This window comes from Shewanella saliphila (genome assembly GCF_014648295.1).
Classification (GTDB): domain Bacteria; phylum Pseudomonadota; class Gammaproteobacteria; order Enterobacterales; family Shewanellaceae; genus Shewanella; species Shewanella saliphila.
The window spans coordinates 21,760-43,664 of the sequence record NZ_BMQV01000024.1 but is presented as its reverse complement, the minus strand read 5'-3'; the positions used below and the strand labels follow the sequence as shown (position 1 = coordinate 43,664).

18 protein-coding genes are annotated in these 21,905 nt (G+C 42.4%); 12 read left to right on the top strand and 6 right to left on the bottom strand.

What is annotated here, in order from left to right; translation table 11 throughout:
- Positions 1-18 precede the first annotated feature (18 nt).
- The 4 genes from fadA (at position 19) to IEY48_RS12275 (ending at position 5,583) form a co-directional block, all read left to right on the top strand.
- On the top strand, positions 19-1,182 hold the full coding sequence (gene fadA / locus IEY48_RS12290; protein WP_188920715.1) for an acetyl-CoA C-acyltransferase FadA: 1,164 nt from the start codon (positions 19-21) through the stop codon (positions 1,180-1,182).
- A 250-nt stretch (positions 1,183-1,432) separates the two neighbouring features.
- The gene (gene tusA, locus IEY48_RS12285) at positions 1,433-1,678 is read left to right on the top strand and encodes a sulfurtransferase TusA (RefSeq protein WP_188920713.1); all 246 of its coding nucleotides are present in this window, start codon (positions 1,433-1,435) and stop codon (positions 1,676-1,678) included.
- Between the two features lie 3 nt (positions 1,679-1,681).
- On the top strand, positions 1,682-2,125 hold the full coding sequence (locus IEY48_RS12280; protein ID WP_188920711.1) for an MOSC domain-containing protein: 444 nt from the start codon (positions 1,682-1,684) through the stop codon (positions 2,123-2,125).
- Between the two features lie 272 nt (positions 2,126-2,397).
- The gene (locus IEY48_RS12275) at positions 2,398-5,583 is read left to right on the top strand and encodes an amidohydrolase family protein (protein WP_188920710.1); all 3,186 of its coding nucleotides are present in this window, start codon (positions 2,398-2,400) and stop codon (positions 5,581-5,583) included.
- Positions 5,584-5,983: 400 nt separating this feature from the next.
- Here IEY48_RS12275 and IEY48_RS12270 read toward each other — a convergent pair whose 3' ends face one another.
- Positions 5,984-6,547 carry a DNA-3-methyladenine glycosylase I gene (locus tag IEY48_RS12270; RefSeq protein ID WP_188920708.1) on the bottom strand — a complete coding sequence of 188 codons (564 nt, stop codon included), beginning with the start codon at positions 6,545-6,547 and terminating at the stop codon, positions 5,984-5,986.
- A 112-nt stretch (positions 6,548-6,659) separates the two neighbouring features.
- Here IEY48_RS12270 and glyQ point away from each other — a divergent pair, with 112 nt between their 5' ends.
- The gene (gene glyQ, locus IEY48_RS12265) at positions 6,660-7,565 is read left to right on the top strand and encodes a glycine--tRNA ligase subunit alpha (RefSeq protein ID WP_188920707.1); all 906 of its coding nucleotides are present in this window, start codon (positions 6,660-6,662) and stop codon (positions 7,563-7,565) included.
- A gap of 9 nt (positions 7,566-7,574) precedes the next feature.
- Positions 7,575-9,659: a glycine--tRNA ligase subunit beta gene (glyS, locus tag IEY48_RS12260; protein WP_188920705.1), complete on the top strand. Its 2,085-nt coding sequence runs from the start codon at positions 7,575-7,577 to the stop codon at positions 9,657-9,659.
- A gap of 66 nt (positions 9,660-9,725) precedes the next feature.
- On the opposite strand, the gene IEY48_RS12255 is transcribed toward glyS, so the two are convergent.
- The 5 genes from IEY48_RS12255 to dnaA form a co-directional block, all read right to left on the bottom strand.
- The gene (locus IEY48_RS12255) at positions 9,726-10,775 is read right to left on the bottom strand and encodes an HDOD domain-containing protein (RefSeq protein WP_188920703.1); all 1,050 of its coding nucleotides are present in this window, start codon (positions 10,773-10,775) and stop codon (positions 9,726-9,728) included.
- Between the two features lie 101 nt (positions 10,776-10,876).
- On the bottom strand, positions 10,877-13,294 hold the full coding sequence (gene gyrB, locus IEY48_RS12250) for a DNA topoisomerase (ATP-hydrolyzing) subunit B (RefSeq protein WP_188920701.1): 2,418 nt from the start codon (positions 13,292-13,294) through the stop codon (positions 10,877-10,879).
- 15 nt (positions 13,295-13,309) lie between these two features.
- The gene (gene recF / locus IEY48_RS12245) at positions 13,310-14,392 is read right to left on the bottom strand and encodes a DNA replication/repair protein RecF (RefSeq protein WP_188920698.1); all 1,083 of its coding nucleotides are present in this window, start codon (positions 14,390-14,392) and stop codon (positions 13,310-13,312) included.
- A gap of 88 nt (positions 14,393-14,480) precedes the next feature.
- Positions 14,481-15,581 carry a DNA polymerase III subunit beta gene (gene dnaN, locus IEY48_RS12240; protein WP_188920696.1) on the bottom strand — a complete coding sequence of 367 codons (1,101 nt, stop codon included), beginning with the start codon at positions 15,579-15,581 and terminating at the stop codon, positions 14,481-14,483.
- A gap of 18 nt (positions 15,582-15,599) precedes the next feature.
- Positions 15,600-16,988 carry a chromosomal replication initiator protein DnaA gene (dnaA, locus tag IEY48_RS12235; RefSeq protein ID WP_188920694.1) on the bottom strand — a complete coding sequence of 463 codons (1,389 nt, stop codon included), beginning with the start codon at positions 16,986-16,988 and terminating at the stop codon, positions 15,600-15,602.
- A gap of 445 nt (positions 16,989-17,433) precedes the next feature.
- Here dnaA and rpmH point away from each other — a divergent pair, with 445 nt between their 5' ends.
- The 6 genes from rpmH to IEY48_RS12205 all read left to right on the top strand — a co-directional run bounded on the left by rpmH (position 17,434) and on the right by IEY48_RS12205 (position 21,895).
- Positions 17,434-17,571 carry a 50S ribosomal protein L34 gene (gene rpmH, locus IEY48_RS12230; protein ID WP_006083827.1) on the top strand — a complete coding sequence of 46 codons (138 nt, stop codon included), beginning with the start codon at positions 17,434-17,436 and terminating at the stop codon, positions 17,569-17,571.
- Between the two features lie 12 nt (positions 17,572-17,583).
- The gene (gene rnpA / locus IEY48_RS12225) at positions 17,584-17,940 is read left to right on the top strand and encodes a ribonuclease P protein component (protein ID WP_160055730.1); all 357 of its coding nucleotides are present in this window, start codon (positions 17,584-17,586) and stop codon (positions 17,938-17,940) included.
- Complete coding sequence (gene yidD, locus IEY48_RS12220) at positions 17,907-18,161, top strand: membrane protein insertion efficiency factor YidD (protein WP_188739966.1); 255 nt, start codon at positions 17,907-17,909, stop codon at positions 18,159-18,161. Before rnpA ends, yidD begins: the two co-directional genes overlap by 34 nt.
- Positions 18,162-18,164: 3 nt before the next feature.
- Positions 18,165-19,793, top strand: coding sequence for a membrane protein insertase YidC (gene yidC / locus IEY48_RS12215; RefSeq protein ID WP_188920692.1), 1,629 nt, complete (start codon positions 18,165-18,167; stop codon positions 19,791-19,793).
- Positions 19,794-19,890: 97 nt separating this feature from the next.
- Positions 19,891-21,252, top strand: a complete 1,362-nt coding sequence (mnmE, locus tag IEY48_RS12210) for a tRNA uridine-5-carboxymethylaminomethyl(34) synthesis GTPase MnmE (RefSeq protein ID WP_188920691.1) — start codon at positions 19,891-19,893, stop codon at positions 21,250-21,252.
- Between the two features lie 25 nt (positions 21,253-21,277).
- Positions 21,278-21,895 carry a 3'-5' exonuclease gene (locus IEY48_RS12205; protein ID WP_188920689.1) on the top strand — a complete coding sequence of 206 codons (618 nt, stop codon included), beginning with the start codon at positions 21,278-21,280 and terminating at the stop codon, positions 21,893-21,895.
- The last annotated feature ends 10 nt before the right edge of the window (positions 21,896-21,905 follow it).

Genomic DNA, 21,905 nt, shown 5'->3' with positions numbered 1-21,905 from the left:
TGGGAAAGGAATTAAATCATGAAACAAGCTGTTATCGTAGACTGCATTCGTACCCCTATGGGCCGCTCTAAGGCTGGGGTATTTAGAAATGTACGTGCAGAAACATTGTCTGCAGAATTAATGAAAGCACTACTAGTGCGTAATCCACAATTAGACCCAAACGACATCGAAGATGTCATTTGGGGTTGTGTACAACAGACACTAGAACAAGGCTTTAACATTGCCCGTAATGCAGCATTAATTGCCGGTATTCCAAAAACGGCAGGTGCTGTAACTGTAAACCGTCTATGTGGTTCATCAATGGACGCATTACATCAGGCTGCTCGCGCCATTATGACTGGCCAAGGCGACACCTTCATTATTGGTGGTGTTGAGCACATGGGCCACGTACCAATGAACCACGGTGTTGATTTTCATCCAGGTATGGCAAACCGTGTAGCAAAAGCATCTGGCATGATGGGCTTAACCGCTGAAATGCTAGGTAAAATGCACGGTATCACTCGTGAACAACAAGATGCATTTGCCGTACGTTCACATCAACGTGCACACGCAGCAACCATCGAAGGTCGCTTCGCCAAAGAAATTTGGGGCATTGAAGGCCACGACGCAAACGGCGCATTAATTAAAGTGATGACCGATGAAGTGATTCGTCCAGAAACATCATTAGAATCTTTAGCCGGTTTACGCCCAGCATTCGACCCAGCAAACGGTACGGTAACCGCAGGTACATCATCTGCATTATCAGACGGCGCTTCTGCAATGTTGGTTATGGAAGAATCTAAAGCGCGCGCTTTAGGGCTAACCATCCGTGCACGTATTCGCTCAATGGCGGTTGCCGGTTGTGATGCGGCAATTATGGGTTATGGCCCAGTACCAGCAACCCAAAAGGCATTAGCCCGTGCTGGTTTGTCTGTTGCCGATTTAGATCTTATCGAACTAAACGAAGCCTTTGCAGCTCAGTCTTTACCTTGTGTTAAAGATCTTGGCTTACAAGATGTTGTCGATGAAAAGATTAACCTTAACGGCGGCGCAATTGCACTAGGTCATCCATTAGGGTGTTCTGGTGCACGTATCTCAACAACGCTAATAAACTTAATGGAAGAAAAAGATGCAACGCTTGGTCTTGCCACTATGTGTATTGGTTTAGGTCAAGGTATCGCGACAGTATTTGAGCGTGTATAAAAACCATTTTATTTAAAACTGAGCAAAACTCAGTTTACGAATAACATTAAAAACGAGCCAATTTGGCTCGTTTTTTTATTTTTAAATTTTTCTGCTTTGGCTAATGTTCCACGTGAAACATGTTCTATGAAAATTAAAAAATACTCAAACACAATGCAAATCGACATATCTTAGCCAAACTCAAACTTGGCAAGCATAACTGACAAGAGTAATATTGGCGCAATTAGACTAGTAAAATAGATTTTATTCAATGACCGATATATATGCTCAAGCACAACATCAACTCGACGCACTTGGCCTACGCTGCCCTGAGCCCGTAATGATGATCCGCAAAACCGTTCGTAAAATGACAGAGGGTGAAACCTTACTAGTTATCGCTGATGACCCAGCGACCACAAGAGATATTCCAAGTTTTTGTGAGTTTATGGACCACACATTAATTGCCAGTGACACCAGCAAAACACCCTATCAATACTTACTCAAAAAAGGACTTTAGATCATGGCCATCACATTGGAAGCCATCGCTTACAAAACAGCAAAGCGTGGTGTAATGAAACCGACATTTTGTGCCAATGTGACTGTAGAACGTGGTGTAGAAAATGATATTTTTGGCCGCCCAGGTAAACGCCAAGTAACCGTTATGTCTCAACAACAATGGCAACTTGCTTGTGAGCAAATTAATGCAGACCTGGATTGGCTCACTCGCAGAGCAAACTTATTAATCAGTGGCTATGAATTTAATGCCAAAGATGTCGGTAAAATCATTTCAATTGGCACCGATCTTCAACTGCAAATCACCGGTGAAACCGACCCATGTAAAAAAATGGAAATGGCTCACCCAGGTTTAGAGCAAGCGCTTTTACCAGACTGGCGTGGTGGTGTAACTTGCCGTGTCATTCAAGCTGGTTTAATTCAACCAGATGACCTAGTCACTATCGCTTAAACAGATACTCGGTAACTCATTTTTATTTAAGCTTTGCCCTTTAAACTCGCCCCTCATCTCTCTATGCCCATTAATGATAAATGGGCATCTATGTTAATGTCTGTCATCAATTGAAACAGATTTGTTGTACACCTTATTGGTAATTTATGCGATAAAGGAACCTCTAAATGACACCTTGCCGCATTTGAGTGTGCAGAGACATCAATATCTAATACAAAACTCGAAACAGGTTGATTCCACTAAAATCTAAAACCAAACGGATAATCTAATTTATGTTTACATCAAAATTGACACCTATTTATGCAGCAATAGCCCTATCACTCGGTATGAACACTGCAAGTATTGCCGCTGAAGATGACACAACGAAATGGCAAGTTAACTCACCAGAGAATGCTCAACTGCAACAAATTGATATTAATGTCACCGAAGGCACCTGGATGAACGTCAATGTGTCGCCTGACGGTAAAAACATCGTGTTTGACCTACTAGGTGATATATATCAAATGCCAATTTCAGGTGGCGAAGCCAAGCCAATTGCACAAGGTATCGCCTGGCAAATGCAGCCTGTTTATAGTCCTGATGGTAAATACATTGCCTTTACCAGCGATGAAGATGGCGGTGATAATATCTGGATTATGGATGCAGATGGCTCAAATCCACATCCTGTCACCAAAGAAACCTTTAGATTACTCAACAGCCCTGCATGGAGTCCAGACTCGCAATACCTTGTAGCTCGTAAGCATTACACAGGTACCCGCAGCTTAGGCGCAGGCGAAGTATGGATGTATCACGTTGCAGGTGGTGAAGGCGTTAAATTAACCGAACGTCCAAACGAGCAAAAAGACTTAGGTGAACCAGCCTACTCGCCAGATGGCCGCTATATTTACTTTAGTCAGGACGCAACGCCAGGTAAAACCTTTCACTACTCTAAAGACTCAGTAAAAGGCATTTATAAAATTAAGCGTTATGACACCCAAACTGGCGATATCGAAGTATTGATTGAAGGTACTGGTGGCGCAATCCGCCCAACGCCAAGCCCTGATGGCAAAACATTAGCGTATATTAAACGTGATGGATTTCAGTCAACGCTGTACTCACTTGATTTAAAGTCAGGTGCAGAAACCAAACTGTACGATAAGCTTGACCGCGATATGCAAGAAACCTGGGCGATTCATGGTGTGTACCCAACAATGTCGTGGACCAAAGACAACAAGCACATTGTGTTTTGGGCCCAAGGAAAAATTAATAAACTTGATGTCGACAGCAAAAAGCTCAGCGACATTCCATTTAGCATTAAAGGCCAACGCGATGTGCAGCCGGCGGTTCGTTTCACGCAAAACCTAGATCAAGATGAATTCGACGTAAAAATGTTACGTATGGCTCAAGTATCACCTAACGGTGAAAAAGTTGTATTCGAAGCCCTAGGAAAAATTTGGATCCGTGATATTAAAGACGGCAAACATAAACGCCTGACCCGTTTAGATGATGATATTAACGAGCTATTCCCGCAGTGGTCTCGCGACGGTAAAGACATTGTATTTACTACCTGGAATGATCAGCATCAAGGCACTGTAAGCGTTGTCAGTTCTCGTGGTGGCAAAGCCAAAGTATTAACCAATGAACCAGGTAAATATGTCGAGCCAACCTTCTCGCCTGATGGCGACTACATTGTGTACCGCAAAGCCCGTGGCGGATACATGACTCCACGTACCTGGTCACAAGAACCGGGCTTATATAAAGTCGATATCAAAGGTAAACAAAGTACCAAACTAACTGCCAGCGGCCATCAACCGCAATTTGGTGCAGACTCAGACCGAGTGTATTTTATGGATTTTGGTAAAACCCCAGAGTTCGCCTCAATCGGCATGAATGGCTTTGAAAGGCGTACCCATTACACCAGTGACCACGCAACAGAGTTTCGTTTATCGCCAGATGGTGAACACCTAGCCTTTGCAGAACGCTTTAGAGTATATGTAACCCCGTTTGCCAAACACGGTGAAACCATTGCCATTGGACCTAAAGCCACTAACTTACCTATTAGCCAATTAAGTGCCCGTGCAGGTGAAAGCATCAGCTGGAATGGTAAAAACAACCAACTATATTGGACATTAGGCCCTGAGCTATATCAAGCTGATGTTGACACTCAATACAGCAAATCAAACAAAAAAGTAGAACCCAAAGTGACTGCCATTGGCTTTAAAGATAAAGCAGATGTTCCACGTGGAACAGTGGTATTTGTCAGTGGTAAAGTCATTACCATGGAAAATGACCAGGTCATCGACAATGGCGTTGTTATTGTAAAAGACAATAAAATTAGCCAGGTTGGTGATGAGACATTAGCAATTCCGGATAACGCACAGGTTATCGATATTAGCGGTAAAACCATTATGCCTGGTTTATTTGATGCCCATGCACATGGTGGACAAGCAGATGATGAAATTATCCCGCAACAAAACTGGGCATTATATTCAGGATTGTCCCTAGGCGTGACCTCTATTCATGACCCATCAAATGATACTACCGAAATATTTGCCGCATCAGAGCAACAAAAGGCGGGCAAAATTGTCGGTCCAAGGATCTTTTCAACAGGCACCATTTTATATGGCGCCAACCTACCAGGTTACACCTCACATGTTGATTCGTTAGATGATGCAAAGTTTCACCTAGAGCGCCTTAAAAAAGTCGGCGCATTCAGTGTTAAAAGTTACAACCAACCTCGTCGAGATCAACGTCAGCAAATTATTGCCGCAGCGCGTGAACTCGAAATGATGGTGGTTCCTGAGGGTGGCAGTTTATTGCAACACAACTTATCAATGGCCGCTGACGGACACACAACTTTAGAACACTCATTACCTGTGGCGTCTATTTACAGTGACATTAAGCAATTCTGGAGCCAAACCAAAGTTAACTATACGCCAACACTAGTTGTTTCTTATGGTGGCATATCAGGTGAACATTACTGGTACGACAAAACCGATGTCTGGGCTCACCCACGCTTAAGCATGTATGTACCGCATGAGATTTTAGACGCTCGCTCAATGCGCAGAACCACCGCGCCAGACGAGCACTATAACCACTTTAATGTTGCCAGAGTGGCCAATGAACTGAATGATTTAGGTGTTAAAGTTAATATTGGCGCCCATGGTCAACGCGAAGGGTTAGCGGCTCATTGGGAAATGTGGATGTTCGCACAAGGCGGCATGAGTAATATGGATGTGCTCAAAACGGCCACCATTAATCCTGCCACCACCTTCGGCATGGATCATCAGCTAGGTTCAATTAAACCAGGTAAATTAGCCGACCTCATTGTGATTGACGGCGATCCATTAACAGATATCCGTAGTACCGATAAAGTGACTTACACCATGATAAACGGTAAGTTATTTAACTCAGAAACCATGAACGAATTAAATGGTGATAAGCAAAAGCGTAAAGCGTTTTTCTTTGAAAAGATCTAGCATTCTCACTCTAATAATGTGAATAAGTAAAAAGGGTGTTCCACGTGGAACACCCTTTTTTATTAACAGAAATGAGTTTTATACCAATTCCACTAATTATCTGGTCATTCAGCGGGAGTTCTGTGCCTTCTAGGTAAGTAATAGAATTGTAGGCATAGTTGCTCTCGGCAACTGCTCCTGCGTTGCTCTACCTTCTGCATCCATGCAGTCGTACGTCAAAATGCTATTAAGCAGCATAAAAGCACAGAAACCCGCCTTGTAGGAGGCACTCAGACTGTCCATTACTTTGTTGCATTGTCTTAGAAGGGAATAACCATTATTTCAACAATGCGCCTCAAACTGAACAATCTGAGTGACTCTGATTGGTCACATAATTAACAGAAATGAGTTTTAAAGGTAATCAATACTGACCATAACAATGGCAATCTGTCGTGTGGTCATTCACCATTCCAACGGCCTGCATAAACGCATAACAAATAGTTGGCCCAACAAAGTTAAAGCCTAACTTTTTAAGCGCTTTAGACATCGCTTCAGATTCTGGGGTTTGAGCTGGCACCTGGCTTGAGTTTTCAAAATGATTGACCTTAGGGCTTCCACCAACGAAATCCCATAAAAAAGTAGAAAAATCATTTCCCTGCTCAACAAACGCCACATACGCTTTAGCGTTTTTGATGATCGAGTTTATTTTTAATCGGTTGCGCACGATGCCTGGCTCAAGCATTAGTGCTTCAACTTTGTCTTGGTCAAACTCTGCAATCAAACTAGGCTGAAATCCGGCAAATAATTGCTCATAGTTTTGCTGCTTTTTTAAAATAGTAATCCAAGACAAACCTGCTTGCTGACCATCTAAACATAACTTGGCAAATAACTGCTTTGCATCGTATTGAGGTCTGCCCCAAACGTTATCATGATAATCTTGATACAAAGGATCTTCACTTACCCAGCCACATCGGTTAACTTGCATTATACGGTTCCATTAACGTTTTTATTCATACGTTAAAAAATAACCTACATCTGCCTTGTTCTACAAGGTATAATCATTACCATTTTCTATTAATAGCCTAATAGCAGTAGACATGACGACGAAACACGACGTAAAGACATTTCAGGGTTTCATCCTAACCCTCCAGGAATATTGGGCGCAGCAAGGTTGCGCAATTGTCCAACCTCTCGATATGGAAGTTGGTGCAGGTACTTTCCACCCGCAGACGTTCTTACGCTCATTAGGCCCAGAGCCTATGAGTAGCGCATATGTGCAGCCGTCTCGCCGTCCTACTGATGGACGCTATGGTGAAAACCCAAACCGCTTACAACATTACTACCAATTCCAAGTAGTATTAAAGCCATCACCTGACAATATTCAAGAGCTTTATCTAGGCTCATTAGAAGCCTTGGGGATTGATACCCAAGTGCATGACATTCGCTTTGTTGAAGACAACTGGGAGTCACCAACATTAGGCGCCTGGGGTTTAGGCTGGGAAGTGTGGCTTAACGGTATGGAGGTGACTCAATTTACTTACTTCCAACAAGTTGGCGGCATTGAATGTAGCCCTGTAACGGGTGAAATCACCTATGGCCTTGAGCGTTTAGCCATGTACATTCAAGAAGTCGACAGTGTGTACGATCTTGTTTGGACCGACGGGCCTCTTGGCCGTGTAACCTACGGTGACATTTTCCATCAAAATGAAGTTGAGCAATCAACTTATAACTTCGAACATGCCGATGTAAACTTTATGTTTACTATGTTCGATGAATGCGAAAAGATGTGCCAGCACTTATTATCGTTAGAAAAACCTCTACCACTACCTGCATACGAACAAGTCATGAAAGCCTCGCACGCTTTCAATTTACTTGATGCTCGCCATGCCATTTCGGTTACTGAACGTCAGCGTTATATTTTACGCGTTCGCACTATGGCTAAAGGTGTTGCAGAATCTTATTATCAAGCACGTGAAGCACTTGGCTTCCCACTGTGTAAGTAGAGGTCACCAATGAAATTTGAGAACTTACTCATTGAAGTGGGTACAGAAGAGTTACCGCCAAAGTCATTACGCACTTTAGCGGAGTCTTTTTTAGCAAACTTTACCGATGAATTAACCAAAGCAGACTTACCTTTTGATTCTGCTCTTTGGTATGCCGCGCCTCGTCGTTTAGCCATTAATGTTGTCGGCCTAGCCCTTGCACAAGCAGATAAAGTCGTTGAAAAACGTGGCCCTGCGGTAAGCTCTGCATTTGATGCAGATGGTAACCCAACTAAGGCAGCGCAAGGCTGGGCACGTGGTAACGGTATTACTGTTGACCAGGCTGAACGCTTAGTCACCGACAAAGGTGAATGGCTAGTACATCAAGCTAAAGTCGTGGGTGTTGAGACTAAAAGCCTAATTGCTGATATGGCACAACGAGCGCTTGATAAATTGCCAATCCCAAAACCAATGCGTTGGGGCAGCAATAAAACACAATTTATTCGCCCTGTTCACACTGTGACCATGTTACTGGGCAGCGAATTAGTTGCGGGTGAATTATTGGGTATTAAATCTGATCGTGTTATTCGCGGTCATCGCTTTATGGGTCAAGCAACTTTCGAGCTAGACCATGCAGACAACTATTTAACTGCGCTAAAAGAGCAAGGTAAAGTACTGGCTGATTATCAGCTTCGTAAAACCTTAATCAAAGCAGACTCTGAAGCCGCTGCTGCCAAGATTGGTGGTGTTGCCGATATCCAAGAAGACTTACTTGAAGAAGTGGCATCATTGGTTGAATGGCCAATAGTATTAACCGCTAGCTTTGAAGAAAAGTTTTTAGCTGTGCCATCTGAAGCCCTTGTATACACCATGAAAGGCGACCAGAAATACTTCCCTGTATTTGATAAAATCGGTAACTTGCTACCTAACTTTATTTTCGTCACTAACATCGAATCTAAAGACCCGCAGCAAATTATTTCAGGTAATGAAAAAGTGGTTCGCCCTCGCCTAGCAGATGCTGAATTCTTCTTTAATACTGATAAAAAGCACACGCTAGAGTCACGCTTAACCAGTCTTGAAACGGTTGTATTCCAAAAGCAACTTGGCACGTTAAAAGCGCGCGTTGAGCGCATTTCAACACTTGCAGGGTTTATTGCAACCCAACTTGATGGTCAGGGTGTTAGCACAAACAGTGCTGATGCAAGCCGCGCCGGTCTATTGTCTAAAACAGACTTGATGACCAACATGGTGATGGAGTTTACTGACACTCAAGGCACCATGGGGATGCATTATGCTCGCCTTGATGGTGAAACTGAAGCGGTTGCCGTTGCTTTAGAAGAGCAATACAAACCTAAGTTTTCGGGTGATACGGTACCAACGGCAAGCGTGTCTTGCGCGGTTGCGTTAGCTGAAAAGCTAGACACCTTAGTGGGCATTTTTGGTATTGGCCAGGCACCTAAAGGCGCTGCCGATCCATTTGCACTTCGCCGAGCTGCTATTGGTATTTTACGTATTATTGTTGAAAACAATTTGCCACTAGACTTAGTCGATTTAATTGCTAAAGCACAAGCGTTACACGCAGATAATGTTAGCAACGCTAATACTGCCGAAGATGTACTCGAATTCTTACTCGCACGGTTCCGTGCTTGGTATCAAGACAAAGGAATTCAAGTTGATGTGATTTTAGCAGTATTAGCTCGTCGCCCAACTCGCCCAGCTGATTTTGACAGTCGCGTTAAAGCGGTATCGCACTTCCGTGCTTTAGAGGCTTCTACTGCGCTTGCTGCTGCAAATAAACGTGTATCTAATATCTTGGCTAAAGTTGAAGGCAAACTGCCTGCAAACATCAACCAAGCGCTATTAGCAGAAACGGCTGAAAAAGCCTTGGCAGAAAAGTTAGCACAACTACAACCACAGTTAGCACCATTGTTTGCCAATGCTGATTACCAGCAAGCATTAACATTATTAGCCGATTTACGTGAAAGCGTGGACCAGTTCTTTGAAGATGTAATGGTAATGGCTGACGATGAAGCATTGAAAAATAACCGTTTAGCGTTATTAACCAATCTTCGTGAGCAGTTTTTGCATGTAGCAGATATTTCACTATTACAATAATATGAAATATCTGCATTAAAAAAGCGCCTTACGGCGCTTTTTTTATTGCTGAAGAGTCTTAACGACTTAAAACTCTAGCAATTTTTTATGTAGTTCAGCAAACTCTTGTTCAGTGATACCCACCTGAGCCAACAACACGATAAGTTCTTTCTGCGGTAATTTATCCACTTGCTGCAGCATAGAGCACTCACTAATAATATTGGCCTTCCAGATGATTAATGTCATTTCGTCATCAGGCTTAATGTTAGTATTAGCCAATAACGTTAACGGTGCTTCAAAATGCTCAGGTAAACGCCAGTAACGTGCTAATAATGCACTTAAGGTTAATGACTTTGTGGTCATGACCTGCTTAAACAAGGTTGAGCTAGGTTGTTCACCGGGCTCAGCTTGATAAAATGCATCCACCAGCATCTTAAAAATCGCAATTTTGCCGACATCATGAAGTAAGCCAAGTAAAAATGCGATATCACATTGTTCTGCATTGGCGAGTTCACTGGCTAAAAAAGCCACCTGCATTGAGTGACGCCAAATCTCGGCACCAAAGCGCCTAAAATATATTGGTTTTATGTCTATCATTTCGCGCGCTAAGCAGCTGGTGATAAAGTGCCTTAATTGTTGTCGACCAACCTGTACTAATGCTTGTTGAATACTCGTTACATCGTTTTCGGAACGTTTAAAGGCCATTGAGTTACACAGTTTAAGCACTTCAACACACAACAATGGATCTTGCTCAATAAGCTTAATAAGCTCTTTGGTGTCAATATTGTCATCAGCTAGTTTTCTGTCTAATTCGAGTATTTTACTAGGGAGCTTTAATACATTTTCGGCAATGGCTTGAGGCGAGCTTAACGCCAGTTCTATATCTTGCATGACACGGCGCTCAAGATTATTGGCAATACCACTGTCGGCTATAGACTGGTTGGCAAATAATAAACTGTAAAATAAAGCCGATAAATCTAATTGCGACTCTACAGCTTGAGTAGGTGTCACGACAATTGCCTCTGTCACCTGTTGTTTGGTGTGTTGACGTTTTTCAGCTGCGGTTTGCCCAGTAAATTTAATTTGTTCATTACGGTCACGAATATTAAACAGCTTTTTAAAAAATCTAACGACCACAATAAGTAACCTTCTTAAATTAAACTAACGCCAAGAATTTAATCATAGCAATAAAAACAAAATGGGCGCCATAAGGCACCCATTTATTTTAATAAGACGTGCTACACGTCTAAGTTAGCCACGTTTAACGCGTTAGTTTCAATAAACTCACGACGAGGCTCAACTTGGTCGCCCATTAAACATGTAAATAGTTGGTCAGCAGCAACTGCATCTTCAATGGTAACGCGTAACATGCGACGAGATTCAGGATCCATTGTAGTTTCCCACAATTGTTCAGGGTTCATTTCACCCAATCCTTTATAACGTTGAATGTATAAACCACGTTTTGCTTCGCTCATGGTCCAATCTAATGCTTCTAAGAAGCTTTCAACTTCTTTAACTCGCTCACCACGTTGTACATAACCACCCTCTTCAATCATGCCATCAAGTGCAGCGCCTAACTTAGCGATGCGTTGATAATCGGCTGAAGTAAAGAAGTCGTAACCAAATAGGAAGCTAGTATCGATACCATGTTTACGGATTGTCACGCTTGGGGTATACACTTTACGCTCAGGATCCAAAACAATATTGGCCGAGAAAATAATACCGCTGCTTTCGCGTTCAACTAAATCATCAACAAAGTGCTTACACCATGCAGTCATTAGCGCTTCGTCGCTTAGCATATCAAGTGTCACCTCTGGGTGATACAACATGCGATCGGTTAAGTTCATCGGGAAGCGTTTTTCTAAACGAGTAATGATTTTCTCAACTTCACGGTATTGATTCACCAAACGCTCAAGCGGCTCACCGCTCATGCCTAATGCACCTTGGCTAGGATAAACATGTGTGCCGTCTAATGCTTGTGTTGTTAGGTATTCAGTTAACGCTAACTCATCTTTAAGGTATTGTTCTTGCTTGCCTTTTTTTACTTTATATAAAGGTGGCTGTGCAATATATACATAACCACGTTCAATCAATTCAGGCATTTGACGGAAGAAGAAGGTCAACAACAGAGTACGAATGTGCGAACCGTCGACGTCAGCATCGGTCATGATAACGATGTTGTGGTAACGAGTTTTATCCGGGTTGTATTCGTCGCGACCAATACCACAACCTAATGCGGTAATTAAGGTTGCCACTTCTTGTGAAGATAACATCTTATCAAAACGTGCTTTTTCAACGTTTAAGATTTTACCTTTAAGTGGAAGAATAGCTTGGTTTTTACGGTTACGCCCCTGCTTGGCTGATCCACCAGCAGAGTCCCCTTCCACTATGTATATTTCAGAAAGACCAGGATCTTTCTCTTGGCAGTCAGCCAGTTTACCTGGCAAACCACCTAAATCTAATGCGCCTTTACGACGTGTCATTTCACGCGCTTTACGAGCGGCTTCACGTGCTCGAGCGGCATCAACAATTTTACCTACGATTAATTTAGCATCGGCAGGATTTTCTAATAGGTAATCGTTTAACTTCTCACCCATCGTTTGTTCTACAGCACTTTTCACTTCGCTAGAGACTAATTTGTCTTTAGTTTGTGAGCTGAATTTAGGATCAGGCACTTTAACTGAGATAACCGCGGTTAAGCCTTCACGAGCATCATCACCCGTTGCACTGGTTTTACCTTTTTTGTTAAACCCTTCACGTTCCATGTAAGTGTTTAAGTTACGCGTTAATGCGCCACGGAAGCCCGCTAGGTGAGTACCACCATCGCGCTGAGGAATGTTATTGGTAAAACAGAAGATACTTTCTTGGTAACCGTCATTCCACTGCATTGCCACTTCAACGGTAATACCGTCTTCGCGCTCTTGCGAGAAGTGGAATACATCTTTGTTTACCGGTGTTTTATTACGATTTAAGTAATCTACAAATGCGCTAATACCGCCTTCGTATTTAAAGAATTCGTCTTTGTTTTCGCGTTCATCAACTAAACGAATACCCACACCAGAGTTTAAGAAAGATAACTCACGTACACGCTTGGCTAAAATATCGAAATGAAATTCAACATCAGAAAAGGTTTGGCTACTAGGCCAAAAGCGAATTTCGGTACCGGTTTTAACGGCATCGCCAATTTCTTTAATCGGCTCGTTTGGTACACCATGAGTATAAAATTGCTCATAAATTTTACCGGCACGACGAATGGTTAATTGCAGCTTTTCAGATAAAGCGTTAACAACCGACACACCCACACCGTGAAGACCACCCGATACCTTGTATGAGTTATCATCAAACTTACCGCCGGCATGCAATACCGTCATAATAACTTCAGCAGCAGATACACCTTCTTCCTCATGGATAGAAACCGGAATACCACGACCGTCATCTTTTACAGAGACAGAACCGTCTGAGTGAATAGTAATGGTGATATCGCTACAATGGCCGGCTAAAGCTTCATCGATAGAGTTATCGACCACTTCGAATACCATGTGATGAAGACCTGTGCCGTCATCAGTATCACCAATGTACATACCAGGTCTCTTACGGACTGCATCAAGGCCTTTTAATACCTTGATACTCGAAGAATCGTAACTATTCTCTGACATATTTCTCTCTCGTTGTTATTCAATAACCGTTACCTGCCCTTGCTCCACATGAAACATCCTGTTCGGAGGGCTAGATAACGAATCGACTATTGCTAGCGGATCAATTGCGGTGACAAAAATTTGCGCACCGGTCTCGGTTAACTGCTGTAGCAATAGCTGCCTATGCTGTGCATCCAACTCAGACGGTAAATCGTCTACTAGATAAATACTGTTTTTATCGAGTTGTTGTTTGAGCAACTTTCCCTGTGCAATACGCAGTGCACAGACTAATAATTTTAATTGTCCACGGGACAATGCATCTTGCGCAGGTAGGTTACCTACTCGCAAACGTAAGTCTGCTTTATGAGGACCGCTGCCCGTGTTACCCGCGGCGACATCGCGCGAATATTGGTTTTCAAGTAACTGCGAAAAATCCGTTTTGCTGTCCCATCCTCGGGTAAAAGAAACCTTAATATCAACCTGAGGTAAAAACCGTCCTATTATACCCTTAAGTAGCTCATTTAACGAGTCTACATATCGATTTCGTATGTCGGTAACTTGTTCAGCATACCGCACCAGCTCTTTATCCCAAAATTGTATTTGGCTATAAGGAGATTGGTTACGAAGCAATTGATTACGTTGCTTTAATACCTTACGAACATTCACCCAGGCTTGATAAAAATGTGGGTCAGAATGAAATGCGCCCCAATCAATAAACTGTCTGCGAGCTTTTGGTCCTTCAAACAGTAAAGAAAAACTTTCGGGGGTAATAACTTGAATAGGCAACGTTTCAGCTAATGTGGATAAGCGTTTGACTTTTTCGCCATTAATTTTGACTTCAATTTCGCCGTTTCGATGACGTCTTAGACCAATTTTACAGTCATTTTCATCTTGGATAAGATTGGCAAAAAGGGTGAGTTTATCGTCATCATTATTAATCACTCGTTGTGATAAATGACTGCGAAAAGAACGTCCCATCCCTAAAAAGTAAATCGCTTCTAAAATACTGGTTTTACCGCTGCCATTTTGACCGTAAATCAAGTTTAACCCATCACTTGGATTAAGCGATGCTGAACTGATATTACGAAATGACCCTATGGTAATGCGCGATAAACTCATGAATACCTATTGTGATAGCCAAATAAAGCAGTAGAGACAAAGAAGGTGCTTTGCAGCACCTTTCATATAGTATTTAGACAATAACGTATTACAGACGCATTGGCATCACCACATACATAGAATCTTCTTCTTTGTGGTTCTCTATTAATGCACTTGAGTTACCGTCAATCAGCGTTATACGTACATCATCACTGGCGAGGTTATTCAGCACATCTAATAAATAACTTACGTTAAAACCAATTTCGAGTTTATCTGAGTCATAATCAACGTCGATAATTTCTTCAGCTTCTTCTTGCTCTGGGTTATTGGCGGTAATCTTTAATAAACCAGGCTCAAGTTGAATACGTACACCACGGAATTTTTCGTTCGATAAAATAGATGCACGGGTTAACGCTTGTTTTAATTGATTGCGGCTGGCAATAACCACCTTGTTACCACCCTTTGGTAACACTCGGCGATAATCAGGAAAACGACCATCAACTAATTTACTGGTAAATACCGCAGAGCTCGTCATCGCGCGAATCGCGTTATCGCCAATCGCAATGGTAATATCTTGGTCGTCGCTTTCAAGCAAACGCGCCATTTCAACCACCCCTTTACGTGGCACAATCACTTGTTTTTCAGGCAAAGAAATATCAACAGTACGATGGCTTAACGCCAAACGGTGGCCGTCGGTAGCAATAGCGCGTAGTACATTACCTTCGGTTTCAAATAATAAACCGTTGAGGTAATAGCGCACATCCTGGTTAGCCATTGAAAACTGAGTAGAGTCGATAATCGACTTTAATACACCCTGCTTTAAGCTAAATTCAATATCAGCCTGGAACGCTTCAACATTAGGGTAATCTTCAGCTGGCAATGTGGCTAATGAAAAACGGCTACGACCCGAGCGTAACAACCATTTACCATCTTGTTGTTCTACTTTTAATTCGCTTTGTTCAGGAAGAGACTTAACAATGTCGAGTAATTTTTTGGCAGGAACGGTAGTGCGACCAATGTTGATGTCACCGTGTATAGCGGCTTGCCCAACAAGCTCAACCTCTAAATCCGTGCCTGTTAGCTTAAGTGAGTCTTCACTAACCTCAACTAGTAAATTAGCAAGAATAGGTAAATTGTGTCTGCGTTCTACCGCGCCACACACTAGTTGCAGCGGCTTTAATAGGGCATCCCTATCAATTGAAAATTTCATCGTTCTACATTCCCTGAATTAAGAAGACAAAGTTCTAATCAAGTTAGCGTAATCTTCTTTAATGTCATGACTCTCTTCACGCAGTTGCGCAATTTTACGACAAGCATGTAATACCGTCGTATGGTCACGACCACCAAAAGCATCGCCAATTTCAGGCAAACTTTGGTTAGTGAGTTCTTTAGATAGCGCCATCGCCACTTGTCGTGGTCTTGCCACACTACGTGAACGACGTTTAGACAGCATATCTGCCATTTTTATTTTGTAGTATTCAGCAACCGTCTTCTGAATATTGTCTATAGTGACTAATTTTTCTTGCAGTGCCAAGAGATCACGTAAAGCTTCACGCACAAAATCAATAGTAATTGGACGACCGGTGAAGTTAGCGTTAGCAATAACGCGGTTTAATGCGCCTTCAAGCTCGCGTACGTTTGAACGTAAACGCTTAGCAATAAAAAAGGCCACTTCATCAGGCAGGTTAATGCCACTCTCTTGTGCTTTACGCATTAAAATCGCCACGCGGGTTTCTAATTCAGGTGGCTCGATGGCAACCGTTAACCCCCAACCAAAGCGAGATTTTAAGCGATCTTCTACCCCGTCGATCTCTTTAGGATAACGGTCTGAAGTTAAAATAATTTGGTGATTACCTTCTAATAGCGCATTGAAGGTATGGAAAAACTCTTCTTGAGAACGATCTTTGTTGGCAAAAAATTGAATATCGTCAATAAACAGGGCGTCGACACTGCGATAATAACGTTTAAATTCTTCAATGGCGTTATTTTGTAAGGCTTTGACCATGTCCTGTACAAAACGCTCAGAATGCATATACACCACTTTAGCGTTCGGATTATTTTTAATGATCCCATTACCGACAGCATGCAATAAGTGGGTTTTACCTAAACCGGTACCACCGTATAAAAATAATGGGTTATATGCGCCACCAGGGTTTTCAGATACTTGTAAGGCAGCCGCTTTACCGAGTTGGTTTGATTTACCTTCAACGAAGTTATCAAACTGATAAGTCGGGTTGATGTTACTGCGATGATTGGCATTAACAATCGGCTCTGCCTGGGTATTAAATGACGTTGTGCCAACTTGAGCACGCGTTTGGCTACTGACAGGCTTAGCGGCTACAGGGGTTGGAGCAACAGGACGTGCAGAAGACGGACGGCTACCAATATCAAAACGCAACTTAGGTGCATCACTGCCCATTTGTTCAGTGAAAAATTGATTAATGATATTAATGTATTTATCGCGTACCCAATCAAGTACAAAACGATTTGGCGCATACAAAACCAGAGTATCACCATCCATTTCAGCTTGTAACGGACGGATCCACATACTGAACTGCTGGGCTGATAACTCATCTTGCAGTCTGCCGATACATTGTTGCCAAAGTGAAACCGCCACTTATTTATCCCCAAATATCTTTAGTCAAAGGAGGTGTATTCTATAGGGAGATCACAATGATCGCTATCCTTAAAAACAGATTTATCCCCAGCGGGATCATTCTATGTGGATATCTGGGATCATGAAAGATCAAAATCGATCCATTAATTGTAAATTTGATGCAAATCCAGCTTTATTAACCGATCCACATTGATCTATAATACGCAACCTTTGATCTATGAAAACAAGCAAAGATCCACAAGATGTAGTGTCTGTACACAGACTTATCCACATTTTCTGGTGCTTATAAGCTTTCACCATCAAAGAAAGATTGGCAGAAATTCATCATATAACCACTTTCGTTATTGACGATAGTAATTAAAGTGATTACAATTCGGCCTCTTTTTTGCCCTTACCTCTAATTTTGGAGATAAGGTAAATTCACTAACAAAGACGGATTGCCATCATGAGTAAACGTACTTTTCAACCTAGCAACCTGAAGCGCAAGCGTTCTCACGGCTTCCGCGCTCGTATGGCCACTGTAGGCGGCCGTAAGGTGCTTGCACGTCGTCGTGCGAAAGGTCGCGCTCGTTTATCTGCGTAAGTAGATAACTAGGTGACTAGCTATACCTTTACGCGGGAGTTACGTTTGTTAACTCCCGCGCAATTTAAATCTGTATTCTCCAATCCAATCAAAGCATCCTCTGCTGAAATAACTCTGCTCGCTATTCCAAATTCTGAGCAACATCCTCGTTTAGGATTAACTGTGGCCAAACGTTTTGTAAAACGTGCTAACCAACGTAATCGCATTAAACGCGTGATAAGAGATAGTTTTCGTTTACATCAACACGACATCCCTAACATTGATATCGTAGTATTAGTCAGAAATGGCGTGATGGAAATGGAAAATGCAGAACTACATAAGTTGATAGAAAAGCTATGGCGAAAACTCAGTCGCCGTTACAATGGCTAGCAACTACGGTTATCCGTGGTTATCAAATTTTTATAAGCCCTTTACTGGGACCTAAGTGTCGGTTCGATCCAACTTGTTCTTATTATGCGATTGAAGCAATAAAAACGCACGGAACAGTGAAAGGTAGTTGGTTTGCAATCAAACGCATATTAAAATGTCACCCTTTACATCCCGGCGGTAGTGATCCCGTCCCCCCTAAAAATGACAGGTGTAATAAATAGGCTATGGAATCTCAACGCAATATATTGCTAATCGGTTTGTTGTTTGTCAGCTTTTTAATGTGGCAGCAATGGCAAACAGATAAAGCACCACAACCGGTAGCACAACAAACTGTTACCCAAACAAACGCAGCGACGATTAACGGCGCAGACGTTCCTGAAGCAGACTCAACTGGTATGCCAGTGGATATGCCTGCAACCAAGAACTTAATTACCGTTAAAACTGACCAGCTTGATATCAAAATCAGCCCTGTCGGTGGTGACATCGTTTATGCCGCATTGGTTGCCCACAAAGTTGAGATTGATAAAGATGACCCGTTTGTCATTCTTGAACAAACCAACGACCACACTTATATCGCACAAAGTGGTTTAATCGGTCGCGACGGCATTGATAGTAGCGCTAAAGGTCGTGCCGCCTTTGCCGCTCAAAATACCTCTTATACATTAGCAGATGGTCAAGACACATTATCAGTGCCATTAACCTTTACTGCTGACAACGGTGTGACTTTCGTAAAAACCTTTACGTTTACCCGTGGTCAATATGATGTTGGCGTTGATTACAATATTAGCAACACTTCAGATACTGCATTACAAGTGCAAATGTATGGTCAAATTAAACAATCCATCAAAGAATCTGAAAGCAGCATGATGATGCCAACCTATCGTGGTGCGGCATTCTCAACTCAAGATACTCGCTACGAAAAGTATGACTTTGAAGACATGGCAGACAAAAACCTAGGTAAAGTAACACTAGGTGGTTGGGCTGCAATGTTACAGCACTACTTCGTATCAGCTTGGGTTCCGCCAGCAACTGACTCAAATACCATTTTCTCAAGTGTGAGTGCTGGTGGTTTAGCTAACATCGGTTTCCGTGGCGCGTTATATGATATTGCACCAGGCACAACCCAAAAAATTAGTTCACAATTTTATGTTGGCCCTAAAAACCAAAAAGCCCTTTCAGCTATCTCTGAAACCTTAAACCTAGTGGTTGATTATGGTTTCTTGTGGTGGTTAGCAATACCTATTCACTGGTTATTGATGTTCTATCAATCATTTGTGGGTAACTGGGGTATGGCGATTATTTTAATCACCCTAACAGTACGTGGTTTGTTATATCCATTAACAAAAGCACAATACAGCTCAATGGCTAAAATGCGTAACCTACAGCCAAAATTAGCTGAGATGAAAGAGCGCTTTGGTGATGACCGTCAAAAGATGGGTCAAGCCATGATGGAACTGTACAAAAAAGAGAAAGTAAACCCAATGGGCGGTTGCTTACCTATTTTGCTACAGATGCCAATCTTCATCGCATTATACTGGGTATTACTTGAAAGCTATGAATTACGCCACGCGCCATTCATGCTATGGATTGATGACTTATCAGTACAAGATCCCTACTACGTATTACCATTACTAATGGGTGTATCGATGTTCTTGATGCAAAAAATGCAGCCAATGGCACCGACCATGGACCCAATGCAAGTTAAGATGATGCAATGGATGCCAGTTATCTTTACCGTATTCTTCTTATGGTTCCCAGCAGGTCTGGTACTTTACTGGTTAGTAGGTAACTTAGTGGCGATTACCCAGCAAAAGATTATTTATGCAGGTTTAGAGAAAAAAGGCTTAAAATAAGCCCAAGCTCAACAGTTAACTTATTCAAAAGTTAAATGAATAAAAAAGGCGGCTTAATAGGCCGCCTTTTCCTTTAATGATTTAGCAGGTATTTACCGTGACAACAGACACTATCGTAGCGCAAGCAACAGCACCAGGACGTGGTGGAGTGGGTATCATTCGTGTATCTGGCGATCTCGCTGCCAATGTAGCCAACGCCATTATTGGTCATGTGCCTAAAACCCGTTACGCCGAATATTGTGATTTTAATAGCCACGATGGTCACGTTATTGATCAGGGTATTGCACTATTTTTTAAAGGTCCAAACTCATTTACTGGCGAAGATGTATTAGAGCTGCAAGGTCATGGTGGCCAGATAGTACTTGATATGTTGATTAAACGCGTCATGGAAATCGATGGTATCCGCATAGCTAAACCTGGTGAGTTTAGTGAGCAAGCATTTATGAACGACAAGCTCGATTTAACTCAAGCAGAAGCGATTGCCGATTTAATTGATGCTACCAGTGAGCAAGCAGCAAAAAGCGCTTTGCAATCATTGCAAGGTGAGTTTTCTAAAGAAGTTCATGAGCTAGTAGAGCAAGTCACTAACCTACGTTTATACGTAGAAGCCGCGATTGATTTTCCTGATGAAGAAGTCGACTTTTTATCGGACGGTAAAATTGCTAATGCCTTATATCGGATTATCGACAAACTCACTACTGTTCAAGCCAGCGCCAAGCAAGGTTCAATTATTCGCGAAGGCATGAAAGTCGTCATTGCTGGACGTCCTAATGCTGGTAAATCAAGCTTACTTAATGCCCTTGCAGGTAAAGAGTCTGCCATTGTCACAGAAATTGCCGGCACTACCCGTGACGTACTGCGTGAACACATACACCTTGATGGCATGCCGCTGCACATTATCGACACAGCAGGATTACGTGACACCACAGATACGGTTGAGCAAATCGGTATTGAGCGCGCTTGGGCAGAAATAGCGAGTGCCGATAGAGTCTTGTTTATGGTTGATGGTACGACGACAGATGCCGTTGACCCACATAATATCTGGCCCGACTTTATTGACCGTTTACCTTCAAGACTGGGTGTAACAGTAGTGCGTAACAAAGCCGATTTAACCGGTGAAACCCTCGAAATGTCGCAAGAGCAAGGATACGATGTTTACCGTATTTCAGCTAAAACAGGCCTAGGAGTTGAAGAGTTAAAGCAACACCTTAAGTCATTAATGGGTTATCAAAGTAATCTAGAAGGCGGTTTTATTGCACGCCGTCGTCATTTAGAAGCTTTAGACTTAGCCGCAAGTCACCTACAACTGGGTAAAGAACAGCTTGAAGTGTATCTAGCTGGTGAGCTATTAGCAGAAGAGTTACGTATGTGCCAAATGGCGCTATCTGAAATTACTGGTAAATTCACTTCAGATGACTTACTCGGCAAAATCTTTAGTTCATTCTGTATCGGTAAATAGTGTATAGCTCAGTAGGAATAAACACATGACATTGGCTAATCAAGTTGTCGTTCTCGACTTTGAAACCACAGGTTTATCACCCGATAATGGTGACAGAGCCATTGAAATTGGTGCGGTAAAGCTAGTTGATGGCCAAATAGTGGACACTTTTCAAGAGCTGATAAACCCGGGTAAACACGTAAACAACTTTATTGAGCAGTACACAGGTATTAGCAATAACATGCTCAAACATGCGCCATCATCTAAAGAGGTGATGGCACAATTTGCCAAGTTTATTGACGGATTCAATTTAGTCGCGCACAACGCCAGCTTTGATAAAAAATTCTTAGATGCCGAATTCAAGCATAATAAGCTGCACTACACCGGCCAATTTGCTTGCTCATTGTTGTTATCTCGTCGTATAAGCCAGGACGCCCCCAACCATAAGCTTGGCACGTTAGTGAGTTACCACCAATTGCCTAACGACGGTGTGTTTCACCGCGCCTTAGCTGACGCTACCATGACCAGTTACCTTTGGTTACATCAACTCGACGAACTGCAACAGCAACTGCCGCAGCACCAGATAACCTTAGATATTATCAATAAAATATCTAGCCTGCCCAAAGCTCAAATAAACCGCTACTACCAAACTATGGCTCGTTGATAATCCCTAG

Excerpts from the sequence above, each read along its gene's own strand:
- fadA (WP_188920715.1), top strand. The coding sequence starts at position 19 with ATGAAACAAGCTGTTATCGTAGACTGCATTCGTACCCCTATGGGCCGC.
- tusA (WP_188920713.1), top strand. The coding sequence starts at position 1,433 with ATGACCGATATATATGCTCAAGCACAACATCAACTCGACGCACTTGGC.
- IEY48_RS12280 (WP_188920711.1), top strand. The coding sequence starts at position 1,682 with ATGGCCATCACATTGGAAGCCATCGCTTACAAAACAGCAAAGCGTGGT.
- IEY48_RS12275 (WP_188920710.1), top strand. The coding sequence starts at position 2,398 with ATGTTTACATCAAAATTGACACCTATTTATGCAGCAATAGCCCTATCA.
- IEY48_RS12270 (WP_188920708.1), bottom strand. The coding sequence starts at position 6,547 with ATGCAAGTTAACCGATGTGGCTGGGTAAGTGAAGATCCTTTGTATCAA.
- glyQ (WP_188920707.1), top strand. The coding sequence starts at position 6,660 with ATGACGACGAAACACGACGTAAAGACATTTCAGGGTTTCATCCTAACC.
- glyS (WP_188920705.1), top strand. The coding sequence starts at position 7,575 with ATGAAATTTGAGAACTTACTCATTGAAGTGGGTACAGAAGAGTTACCG.
- gyrB (WP_188920701.1), bottom strand. The coding sequence starts at position 13,294 with ATGTCAGAGAATAGTTACGATTCTTCGAGTATCAAGGTATTAAAAGGC.
- recF (WP_188920698.1), bottom strand. The coding sequence starts at position 14,392 with ATGAGTTTATCGCGCATTACCATAGGGTCATTTCGTAATATCAGTTCA.
- dnaN (WP_188920696.1), bottom strand. The coding sequence starts at position 15,581 with ATGAAATTTTCAATTGATAGGGATGCCCTATTAAAGCCGCTGCAACTA.
- rpmH (WP_006083827.1), top strand. The coding sequence starts at position 17,434 with ATGAGTAAACGTACTTTTCAACCTAGCAACCTGAAGCGCAAGCGTTCT.
- yidD (WP_188739966.1), top strand. The coding sequence starts at position 17,907 with ATGGCGAAAACTCAGTCGCCGTTACAATGGCTAGCAACTACGGTTATC.
- yidC (WP_188920692.1), top strand. The coding sequence starts at position 18,165 with ATGGAATCTCAACGCAATATATTGCTAATCGGTTTGTTGTTTGTCAGC.
- IEY48_RS12205 (WP_188920689.1), top strand. The coding sequence starts at position 21,278 with ATGACATTGGCTAATCAAGTTGTCGTTCTCGACTTTGAAACCACAGGT.